The sequence below is a fragment of the Ruminococcus flavefaciens MA2007 genome (genome assembly GCF_000621845.1).
GTDB lineage: Bacteria > Bacillota > Clostridia > Oscillospirales > Ruminococcaceae > Ruminococcus > Ruminococcus flavefaciens_E.
Genome location: NZ_KK211355.1, coordinates 191,560 through 203,447, shown reverse-complemented (window position 1 = coordinate 203,447; position 11,888 = coordinate 191,560). Strand labels below are relative to the sequence as shown.

Below are 11,888 nucleotides of genomic sequence, written 5' to 3'. Positions count from 1 at the left end.
TATCAGAGCTTTTTAAGCTTTGCGTAGTTTGCCATTATCTTCTTTGTGCCTACCTTGTCAAAGGCTATTTCCAGCATGGAATCATTAGCCATAGGCTTTACGGAGACTATAACGCCCTCGCCGAATATGCTGTGTGAGACCTTTTCCCCTGCTGCATATGCAACAGTCTCCTTCGGAGCGCCCCCTGCGGTCTTTTTGCTTCTTGCAAGCTGCTGCTGAAGAGTTGCGGAGCGTACCTCGGTAACGGACTTGTCCTCAGCCTCAAGCTGCTGCTTCATGGCTGCGGCGTTGTCGTGCTTTTCCACGAGCTCGCTGCCTATTTCCTTCATAAAGCGTGATGTTACGTTGTGCTGAGTCTGTCCGAAGAGCATACGCTGTCTTGCATTGGTGAGGTAAAGGTGCTTCTTTGCACGGGTTATAGCAACGTATGCAAGTCGTCTTTCCTCCTCCATGTCGTCCTCGCTGTCAAATGAACGGGCGCTTGGGAAGATACCGTCGTCCATGCCGATAACGAAGATATTCTCGTATTCAAGTCCCTTTGCGGAGTGCACCGTCATCAGAGTTACCTTGTCGCCGCTGCCGTCGTCGCGGTCAGCCTCGGTGTAGAGGGCAACTTCTTCAAGGAATCCGCTGAGTGAGGGCTCGTCTGCCTGCTCCATGTACTGTACCATGGAGGTGCGGAGCTCCTGTACGTTCTCTATCTTGGTATCTGCGTTTTCCAGTGCTTTAAGGCTGTCGAGGTAGCCTGTCTTGTCAAGGAGCACGTCGAGGAATTCGTCCAATGGGAGTTCCTCGGACTTCTCAGTAAGGAATTCAAACATCTGATATGCGTTTTTCAGCGCTGTTACCTTCTTGGAAAGGGGCGCGTACTCCTCGCAGTTTTTCAGCACATCAAATGGCGATAATTTAAGGTCGCGGCTGATATCCTCGATAATGGTGAGGGTAGAATCGCCGATACCGCGCTTTGGCTCGTTGATTATCCTGCGGAATCGGAGCATATCATTGTGATTGTTTATGAAGCTGAGATATGAGGTAACGTCCTTTATCTCCTTGCGGTCATAGAATCGCATACCGCCGTAAACTCTGTATGGTATGCCGCACTTTACCAGCATACGCTCGATAGAGTTCGACTGTGCATTCATTCGGTAGAGAACGGCGCAGTCGGAATAACGTCCTGTCTCCTTGTATTTATCAAGTATGGTATCTGCTACGAATTTAGCCTCGTCTGTCTCGTCCACAGCCTTGTACCAGTACACCTTGTCGCCCTTTTCGCCCGATGTCCAGAGAGTCTTGGGTTTACGGCTGTTGTTGTGGCTGATAACGGAGTTTGCCGCGTCGAGGATAGTCTGTGTGGAACGGTAATTCTGCTCCAGTCTTATTACCTTTGCGCCCTCGAACTGCTCCTCGAAGCCGAGGATATTCTCGATATTGGCGCCGCGGAACTTATATATGCTCTGGTCGTCGTCGCCCACTACGCAGAGGTTCTTGTGTCCCTCGGAAAGGAGCGATACCAGTCTGAACTGTACGTGGTTTGTGTCCTGATACTCGTCAACCATAATGTACTTGAAGCGGCTGCGGTACTTCTCCAGCACCTCGGGGAACTGCTCGAAGAGCTCCACTGTGAGCACCAGTATATCGTCGAAGTCAAGAGCATTAGCGGTCTTCATGCGCTCCTGATAAAGGGCGTAGAGTTTAGCAACCATTTTCTTGCGGTAGTCCTGACCTGCGTCTGCGCGGAGCTCCGCAGGGCTTATCATCTTGTCCTTTGCAAAGCTGATATCGCTGAGAACAGCCTTAGGCGCAAGCTGCTTCTCGGAAACGTCCATCTCGCCCATTACGTTCTTTATCATTCTCTGGCTGTCGTCGGAATCGTATATGGTAAAATCCCTGCCATAGCCGAGAGCTTCAATTTCGCTTCTGAGTATCCTTACGCAGGCTGAGTGGAATGTAGAGGCGTGAATATTCATAGCCTCATCGCCCAGCATAGCCGCAAGTCTCTCCTTGAGCTCTCCTGCCGCCTTGTTTGTAAAGGTTATAGCCAGTATGTTCCACGGACGGATAGGCTCAACGGCAACGATATCCCTGAGAGTATCAAAGTCGTCGGTCTTTCCCTCGGCGTAGTCCCTGAGAAAGGCTATATCCTCGGCACTTCCCTCACGGGTGGTGTCGAAATAGGCGTTACCGAAATTTATCATGTTAGCAATGCGGTTTACGATAACGGTGGTCTTTCCGCTGCCTGCGCCAGCCAGCACAAGAACAGGACCGTTTACAGTGAATACAGCCTCCTGCTGCATTTCGTTCATACGGCTGAAATATCTTTTAAGCGCCGCCTGCTTTGCCAAATTGTAATTTTTAATATCCATAACAAGATCTCCATTTATGCTATTTTAAAAAGGTATATTTATGATATACCCTATATGTTCAATAGTTTGCATATGTTAATATGTATATTATAGCACATAAGCAGGGCGTTGTGCTATAATTGCCCGATTGCAGGGAGCAAATCTCTGATTTGCGTATCTGCAAGGGCTTTTAATACTTATAATAAATGCTCTGCATTAATTATAGCACATAAGCAAAGCGTTGTGCTATAATCGCCCGATTGCAGGGAGCAAATCTCTGATTTGCGTATCTGCAAGGGCTTTTTAATACTTATAATAAATGCTCTGCATTTATTATAGCACATTTGTTGATACTTGAAAAGACCTGATGTGAAATTTTTCCATTTTTTATTTACATTTGCAAGAATGCTGTAAGAATGTCAATAAATTGTAAGGAAATGAAACCCGATATTAAAAAAATATACTTCAAATCGTCTTTAAAATGGCATTTTTCTGTTGTTGTAAACTGCCCGTTCAGGAGCTATAATAAAAGCATAGAAAAGAGCTGCGGAAGTCACCGCAGTACGTAAAAAAAAATAGTCCCTCGGGACATCAGGGAGGTTTATCTATGAATACCAAGCTAACAAGATACGCAGCAATGGCTGCTGCCTGTACATTAATGATGAGCGCTTTTTGCAGCTGCGGCGAGGGAGCCACAAGCAATTACAATGGCGGTACTTACAAGAAGGACGAGCACAGGAACAATAACTCCATAGTTCATGAGGATATAGATGAAGCTACGGTTTGTGCTCCCGAATATGACTGCGACGGCGGATATTATGAGCGTCCGACTCAGGCTTCACGCAATGAGAGCTACAAGGAATACATCGAAACAGGCTTCAAGGATCCAAAAGCCGAGCCTCTCTCAACATTCTCGGCTGACGTTGACACTGCTTCTTATTCAAATATACGCAGACTTCTTGAGGACGGCACTATCATCCCCGAGGACGCTGTCCGTGCAGAGGAATTCATCAACTACTTCGATTACGACTATCCCGATCCCGAGGAAGGACGAGTTTTCGGCGATTACGTTGAGCTTGCAGACTGTCCGTGGAACCCTGCAAACAAGCTCATGATGATAGGCATACAGGGCAAGCGTATGCCCGAAAAGGAGGCTCCGCCCTCAAATATCGTTTTCCTTATAGATTCTTCAGGCTCTATGGCTTCATACGACAAGCTTCCTCTGGTGCAGACAGCCTTCTCCATGCTGGCTGAGAAGCTCACGGAAAAAGACCGTATATCTATCGTTACATATGCAGGACACTCCGATACTATCCTTGAGGGCGCAAGCGGCAAGGATAAGGACGAGATACTAAACGCTCTCTACTCCATTACAGCTTCCGGCGGCACAAACGGCGAGGGCGGCATACAGCAGGCTTACAAGCTGGCTGAAAGATACTTCATTGAGGGCGGCAACAACCGCGTTATCCTCGCTACAGACGGCGACCTCAACATCGGCGCAAGCTCCGAGAGCGAGCTGGTAAAGCTTATCGAGTCCAAGAGAGACAAGGGCGTTTACCTCTCAGTCTTAGGCTTCGGCACAGGCAACTACAAGGACGACAAGCTGGAGGCTATCGCCGATAACGGCAACGGAAACTACAGCTATATCGACTCCGTCGACGAGGCTCACCGCGTTCTCGTTCAGGAAATGGCAGGCACTCTCTACACTATCGCCAAAGACGTCAAGATACAGGTGGAGTTCAATCCATCGCAGATAAAGAGCTACAGACTTATCGGCTATGATAACAGACTCATGAACGCAGAGGACTTCTACGACGAGACCAAGGACGCAGGCGAAGTGGGCGCAGGTCACAGCGTTACAGCTCTCTATGAGGTAGAGCTGGCTCAGACAGGCGATACATACCGCGGCGTTCAGCTGGAATTCAGCTCAGAGCACACAGCAGAGCCTCCCGTTGACAACGGCAGAAGCGAGCTCTGCAAGCTCTCAGTTACCTACAAGCCCGTCGGTGAGGACGGCGATATCTACGAATCTCAGCTGTTCGGAATGGAGAAATACAACTCCGAGCCCTCCGAGTCCATAAAACTGGCTTCAGCAGCAGCCGAGTTCGCAATGCTTCTCAGAAATTCAGAGTTCAAGGGCAGCTCAAGCTACGACTACGTTGCAAGAACTGCAAAGTCACTGGCATTTGACGACAAGACTGAGGAGCTCATCTCTCTGGCAAGACTCGCAGAGAAACTCTATGATTAAGGTAGTACAGAAGAAAGGCAGAAAAATGTGATACATATGCAGCGGTCCCCTACTCGCATGGGGGACTTCTGCATAAGCACTTATAGTTAAATGATAAATTTTTATATTTCCTATTGACAAGCAATCGTTTCAGTGATATAATAATAAAGCTGAATAATTCAGTACACATATTGGGGTGTCGCCAAGTGGTAAGGCAGCGGACTCTGACTCCGTTATTTCGAGGGTTCAAATCCTTCCACCCCAACCAGAAACGCCCCGACGCTGATGCGTCGGGGCTCAATTTATAATGAATAGTGAATAATGAAAAATTAAGAATAAATGCTTTTGGGGCGTTTCTGTATTATTCATTCTTCACTATTCATTTTTCATTATTCATTGAAATCGGTGAAATTACTTATGGATAAACACAATCCTCTTTTAGATAAATCTCTTGCATTCGCAGCACGGATAGTAAAATTATATCAGTATCTTGTAAAAGAGAAGAACGAATCAATCATCTCAAAGCAGATAATCAGAAGCGGAACTTCTATCGGTGCAAACGCAAATGAAGCGGCATACGGAGTAAGTCCTGCTGATTTTATAGCAAAAATGCAGATAGCTTTAAAAGAGACCGCCGAGACAGAATACTGGCTTAGATTATTGATACTGACCGATTATATTGAAAAATCTCACGGAGAATCAATGCTGAATGACTGCCTTGAAATAAAAAAGATACTTACAGCTTCTCTGAAAACTGCAAAAGAGAATAAAAAATGAATATCATCAATTTGGTTATATAAGGACAGTCCACGTTTCATTTTTAATGAAGCGCTGTTTTTATCCCCCAAGCCGCAAATTTACTCCCGGACGTTGACAAATCGGATAAAGGTGCTATAATATCTATATACAATATAACTAAGGGAGGCTCTTTATGATAAAGAGGATTATTGCTACATTACTTTCAGTCACTATGGTTTTCGGCACTTCTCTGTGTGCCAATGCCGCAGAGGCTAACTCAGACGAAGCCGCAGCTCACAACACTATCAAGCTGGGCGACGCAGACGCTGACGGCGCAATAAACGCCGTAGACGCTTCAATTGCGCTGTCAAATTACGCAAGATACGCAACATCCAAGGACAAGCCCACTGAGTACGAGCTTGCAACTCAGGACGTAAACAAAGACGGAGCTGTAAATGCTGTTGACGCTTCGACTATACTGAGCTATTATGCATACACATCTGTGGGAGGAAAGCTCAGTTTCCCTGAATACTTAAAGAATCCGAATGCCGATCCAAAGGCAACTACAACTACCACAACTGTTACAACAACTGCTAAGACTACGACCACTACAGCTAAGCCTGCAACTACAACAACTACCGCAAAGACTACGACTACTACAGCTAAGCCTGTTTCCACAACAACTACTACAAAGGTAACAACTACTACGGCTAAGCCTGTTTCTACAACTACTACAAAGGTAACAACTACTACAGCCAAGCCTGTTTCCACAACAACCACTACAAAGGTAACAACTACTACGGCTAAGCCAACATCAACTACTGCAACTACCACAAAGGTTACAACAACTACTACTCGTCCTTCAGATGTTCCAGAAGTAACACCTGTATGATCGCACAGCAGGAAGTTCAAAAAAGCGTATTCGCGTCCCGACAAAAACGGGACGCGATTTTTTCGCCGTAATCATTGCTATTCGAGTAATTATGTGATACAATATCTTTATATGAAATTCATATAATTCATATGTATAAGGAGAATGAGATGGAATACAAATACAAAGCTTTTATAAGCTATCGTCATATCGAGCCCGATATGCAGGCGGCTGAAAGACTGCAAAAGCTCCTCGAAGCCTACAAGCCTCCCAAGTCACTGGGCGTAAAAAAGGAAAACTGGCGTATCTTCCGCGATGTTTCGGAGCTCCAGTCAAGCAGCGACCTCAGCGAGATAATCAAGAACGCTATCGAGTCCTCGGAATACCTCATAGTTATCTGCTCGCCCCAGTACACCGAGTCCAAGTGGTGTTTACAGGAGCTCACCCGTTTCCGCGAACTCCACGACAACAAGAACACCAACATCATCACCCTGTTGGTAAACGGCGATCCCCGTGAGTCCTTCCCCGAGGAGCTGACCTACGCCGAGATCACCACCACCAATGAAAAGGGCGAGGAGATCACGGTAAAGGTAGACGTCGAGCCCCTTGCCGCCAATATCGTTGCGGACAATATCAAGGACTCAATGAAGAAGCTGAACACCGAGTATCTCCGTATCGCCGCTCCCCTGCTGGGCTGCGATTTCAACGACCTGTACCAGCGTGAGAAGCGCCGCGAGGCTGCCAGAAGAAGACGTATCTTCGGCGGTGTTTCGGGTATACTCTCACTTATTTCCATTATCAGCGTTGCTTCGGCAGTCACCATTAACGGCAAGAACAAGCAGATACAGAAGCAGAACGACCAGATAAAGGAACAGAATATCGAGATAGAGAACAAGAACAGCGAGCTTCTCGTTGAGAACGCAGGACACCTTGCTGTTGAGTCCGAAAACCTCTACAAGGAGAGCAGTCTTATACCTGCCATAAAAAAGGCAGTAGCGGCTCTGCCCTCAGAGGGCGAGGAAAAGCCCGTGCTCCCCGAGGCGGAGTACGCCCTCTCCCGTGAGCTGGGTATGTTCAGACATACGCAAATGGTGCCCCAGCTGTCATTGAAGCACGACTGCGCCGTTGAGCAGCTCTCATTCATGGGCGGCGGAAAGTCCGTAGTTTCCAAGGACGCTACAGGAGTCTACTTCTGGGACGCCGAGACAGGAAAGCTCATCAAGAAGCTGTCAGCAGCAGACAGCGAATTTGCCTCAACAAGCGGCTCCAATGAGCTGACAGCATATTTCGACGTAAGCCTTGACAAAACAGGCACCTATTTCCATAATGCAAGCTCTCCCAGCAGTATCACCTATGAAAACAGCTCGATTTTCAATAAGATATACACCAACTACATACACTCCGTTGAGGAGGACGAGCAGGGCACAGGCGGCGATGTATATATCGCCAACTCCGACAAGTCCATATGGCGCATTGACGGCGCTACAGGCGAGATAAAGTGGAAGTCTCCCAAGCCCGATAATGCTTACCATTGCTACAGCTTCATAGTGGACGACGAGTACGTTCTGCGTATGTACAATGACAGCAACGTGCTTCCCGGCGGCACATCTATTATGGGAGATAATCTCCTGCTTGAAATTATAGACCGCGAAACAGGTAAGGTGTCAGACACCTTGAAGCTCGACTTCGACGGCAAGTCATTCGGTGTATATATAAACTTCGATATAAAGGCTGTCCGCGGCAATGTGGCTTATATCGCCTTTGACGACGATACTCTGAGAGCCTATGAGATAAAAGACCACGCTCTCAAGCTCAGGAACAGTATCGAGCTGAACTATCCCGTTGAAACAGGCATCAACACCAATTATCTGCAATTCTTCAACGATGAGCCTGTAACAGCGGCTTGCAGTGTAATTGCATTTGACCTCACCACTGATATCTCACGCTATGACAAGGAAATGAAGGAAAAGAAGTGGACTGCTTCTCTCCCTGTCAACTATCAGAACAAGGGAAAGATGTTCCTCATGCCTGCCAAGACCACAGGCTATGAGCATGACGTTCTTGCAGTCACCACAAACCGCACTATCTCCTTTGTGGACTATGAAAACGGCAAGCTCATAAAGTCACTCCCTATAGACGGTGAAATCATAGACGCGTCATTCAGTCAGAACGGACTTGTTATGTTCACTCTTGCCAGCGGCGAGGAATACGCGATGAGTCTTAAAAGCTTAATATCGGGCAAGGAGTCCGACAGGTCCGCATACAGAGTCCAGACCATGGCAACAAAGATATCCCTTTGCAGCTACAGTCTCGGCAAGTACGTCACCGCCGAGAATTACTCCAACACCGCCTATATCCAGTATCCTAAAATGAACTCATCATACACGGATATCGACACAGGAGAGTTCATGTATGACCGCAATGTACTCGCAGTTTCCGACGACGGCACAAAGGCTGCTGTTGTATCCATATACTACCCCAACGGTGAATATAATTCAGGAAGTCAGCTCACCAACCACCTGTTCATTTACGATACAGCATCAGGCTCATGCACCGAGGTGACTGAACTCGACGGCGGAAGAGCCCTCTCCGCTGCGTTTGTGGGCAGCGACAAGCTCATAGTGAACGCATATAAGGGAACCTCCACTGAAGACGGCATAATGATAATAAACACTGCTGACGGCAAGGTGACCGATGTCAAGGACGCTCCTGCGACTATGCGCGGAAGCTCCCAGCTTATCCCCGCTGAGGGCGGAGCTTATTACCTTGCAGACACCAACAGGAATTTAGTGTTCGTTTCCACTGACGGCAGCTTCAAGTCATGGGCGCAGAAGAAAGAAAACTCTATCCTCATGGACAAAGAAATAGTCGATGAGCTGTGCGCTGTTTCGGGCAGCAAGGCTGCTATGCTGGCTAAGCTCAGCGATGACGACGAGGGAAAAACAGCCCTTATCGTTCACGACTTCTCCTCAAGTCAGTATATAAAGCTTGAATTCAACGCCGAAAGCGATACAAGCCCCGATATACAGCGTATCTTCTGGCAGAATGACAATACCGTGGGAGTTCTTTTCAGTGACCGCACAGTTGGTCTTTTTGACGCCGAAAAGGGACCTCGCAAGGCGACAGTTTCCCTTAACGGCACAAGTCAGGAGCCTGTATCCGTCGCAGCAGTCGGCGATGATAAATTCGCCGTGCTCTGCCGCGACTCTCACCTTTACGAAATGAACGCAGAGGGCTTCACAGGAAGAAGCTGCCGACTTGACTTTGAAAACGATTACGATAACGATATCTACGAATCAGACAGCACCTCAGCGGCTCTCTTTGAGACAAAGCCCTCAGCTGACAGCAGCCGTGTATACGCCGTATGGGACAAGTCACAGGCATGGCTGCTGGATACTTCAAGATTCACTGTCCGCTACAGGATAGACGATTTCGCCGCTGCTCCTGCAAAAGCTGATACGGTATTCATCAGCGACGATGGTCAAAACAAAGCAGGTTTCTTCCCGATATACACCACTCAGCAGCTTCTCAGCGCCGCAAAGGACTATCTAACGGCTCTGAGCGAGGCATGAAAGGACTGACAAATGGGCAACAACAAAGGTCGTAAGAATACGACGCGGCTGATATTCCTGCTGGCAGTGCTGTCATTCCTGATAGCAACTGCACAGGGTATCATATACTACAATAAATACGATTCATTCTTCAAGGTGCTGCTGGTACTGCAAAACAGTATCAACGCATTCGGCTTCAAGACTTCGGTAACTATCAAGGACACCGTCGCATTTATGAAGGAGAATCCCTCAGTGCTCAACAAGGTCATAGGCTACGCCTACTGTATAGCGGTATTCACCGCCCCCTACTGCACTATTTCATTCATCTACAAGTTCCTGGAACGCCTGCTCCGCTTTATCATATTCTTCCGCAGGGACAAGAACTGCCGTCATATCGTGGTTTTCGGCTATAACAGCGACGTCAAGTCCATGCTGAAAAACAACAAGTCAAACCCGAAAAAGACCTGCATACACATAGTCACTACCGAGTCTATCGACAACGAGGAGATATACCGCCTCAACAAGGCTGGCTATGTGGTGCACTACGCAGACGTGCTGAAAGCGGCAGAATCGGAGCTTCAGACGCTTCTTGCCAAAACACGGATCGAAACAGCCACAAATATCATACTCTTTGAGACATCGTCCATACGGAACTTCTCCCTGTTACAGCTTTTCCGCCTGAACGAAAAGGACTCCGACGATAGGATAAGGCTTGCTCAGGGAGCAAAGGTATCGTGCAGGTGCGAGGAAGAAGGCATAGGCAGGCTTATCGCGGAATACTACAACAGCGCCGCAGGCACAGACGCTTACTTCGATCTGGAGGTAGTGGGACTTCCCGAAATGCAGATACACAAGATGTACTCCGACCACCCTCTCCACAGCATATACATCGGCACGGATACTCCGCTGAAGGACTGGACTGCTCACCTCTTGGTAGCAGGCTTCGGACAGCTCGGTCAGCAGGCGGTATTGCAGGCTATGAATCTCGGCGTAGTACACGAGAGCAACCGCATAATCATCGACGTTTTCGACAGCAATATCAAGGCGAAAAAGGCGGTGTTCCTCAATCAGCTCAGCCGTGACACCTTTGATATCACCGATGACAAGGTCACAATGAAAAGCAGCGCCGCAGACGGACTTCTGGAGATAAACTTCCACGAGCTGAACATCTCACATATCAGCTTCTACGACACTGTACGGGAGAAGCTCGACGCCGAGCCCTACACCTATGCGGTCATAGCCCTTGAAAATATCGACCTTTCGATACACTGCGCGATACAGCTTGAGGAGCTCTTTGACGAGCGCGGACTTAAACTGCCTATTCTCATGCGAATGGACACCGACAGACGTCTTGCAGGCTATATCTCCGCAGAAAACAGCTCCCTTGCCGATGTCAGTCTCATTGACGACAGAAGCATAGTCATCACTCTTGACATGATAATCAACCGCGAGATAGACAAGCTCGCCAAGAATTACAACCACTTCTACAACAATATCAAGCTCATTACCGCCGACGAAACGGGTACTGCGGACAACTCCGAGGAAGACCCCGAGCAGGAATGGAACAGGCTGAGGCTTTTCCGCCGCTCATCGAGCAAAGCCGCCGCATACCACGATGAGGTCAAGAACGATATCATACCAAAGCTTGCCGCAGAAAACGGCGCGGAGCTCAGTGAAAAGCTTGAATCGCTCATCGGCAGAAACGGCTCCCTTATGAAGTACACGGGCACTGCATGGCAGATGAACGGCAGTGAGGAGGAAGTCCTCGCTAAGCTGAAAAAGGACAGTTTCGCCTATGGACTGGCTTCACTGGAGCACCGCCGCTGGTGCTGTTACATGGCTTCAATCGGCTGGCGCTCGGGCGAGCGGAGCGACAAGTTCCGCAGGAATCCCTGCCTTGTAACTCAGCAAAGACTCATGGAGACCAAACCCGAAATGTGCAAATACGACCTTATGTCGCTTATGGCGAGATACAAAACAACCATTTAGCATAGCTAAATGGTTGTTTTAGTTTAGAGTTGAGAGTGCAGAGCTGAGAGTTATAAGCTTGCTTTGTACACTTTTTATCCGTCGCCGCAGGGCGACACCTTAACTCTCAATTCTGGGCTCTCAACTGATAACTTAACCAAGTCCGCAAGTTATGCGTTGACATTTGCGCC

At 48.1% G+C, this 11,888-nt stretch carries 6 protein-coding genes and 1 tRNA gene; 6 read left to right on the top strand and 1 reads right to left on the bottom strand.

Going from position 1 to position 11,888, the window contains the following annotated elements; genetic code table 11:
• Window positions 1-2: 2 nt before the first annotated feature.
• Window positions 3-2,363 (bottom strand): ATP-dependent helicase, encoded by a 2,361-nt coding sequence (locus T497_RS0113970; RefSeq protein WP_028516149.1) that lies wholly within the window; start codon window positions 2,361-2,363, stop codon window positions 3-5.
• A gap of 586 nt (window positions 2,364-2,949) precedes the next feature.
• Here T497_RS0113970 and T497_RS0113965 point away from each other — a divergent pair.
• From T497_RS0113965 to T497_RS0113940, 6 genes are all read left to right on the top strand, one after another.
• Entirely contained in the window at window positions 2,950-4,590 is a 1,641-nt protein-coding gene (locus T497_RS0113965; RefSeq protein ID WP_028516148.1) for a vWA domain-containing protein, read from the top strand.
• A 171-nt stretch (window positions 4,591-4,761) separates the two neighbouring features.
• Window positions 4,762-4,837, top strand: a tRNA-Gln gene (locus T497_RS0113960).
• 149 nt (window positions 4,838-4,986) lie between these two features.
• Entirely contained in the window at window positions 4,987-5,346 is a 360-nt protein-coding gene (locus T497_RS0113955; RefSeq protein ID WP_028516147.1) for a four helix bundle protein, read from the top strand.
• 154 nt (window positions 5,347-5,500) lie between these two features.
• A complete protein-coding gene (locus T497_RS18600) occupies window positions 5,501-6,199 on the top strand; it encodes a dockerin type I domain-containing protein (RefSeq protein ID WP_028516146.1) in 699 nt (232 codons plus the stop codon).
• A 149-nt stretch (window positions 6,200-6,348) separates the two neighbouring features.
• Complete coding sequence (locus T497_RS0113945; RefSeq protein WP_028516145.1) at window positions 6,349-9,750, top strand: toll/interleukin-1 receptor domain-containing protein; 3,402 nt, start codon at window positions 6,349-6,351, stop codon at window positions 9,748-9,750.
• 12 nt (window positions 9,751-9,762) lie between these two features.
• Window positions 9,763-11,718 carry a hypothetical protein gene (locus tag T497_RS0113940; protein WP_028516144.1) on the top strand — a complete coding sequence of 652 codons (1,956 nt, stop codon included), beginning with the start codon at window positions 9,763-9,765 and terminating at the stop codon, window positions 11,716-11,718.
• The last annotated feature ends 170 nt before the right edge of the window (window positions 11,719-11,888 follow it).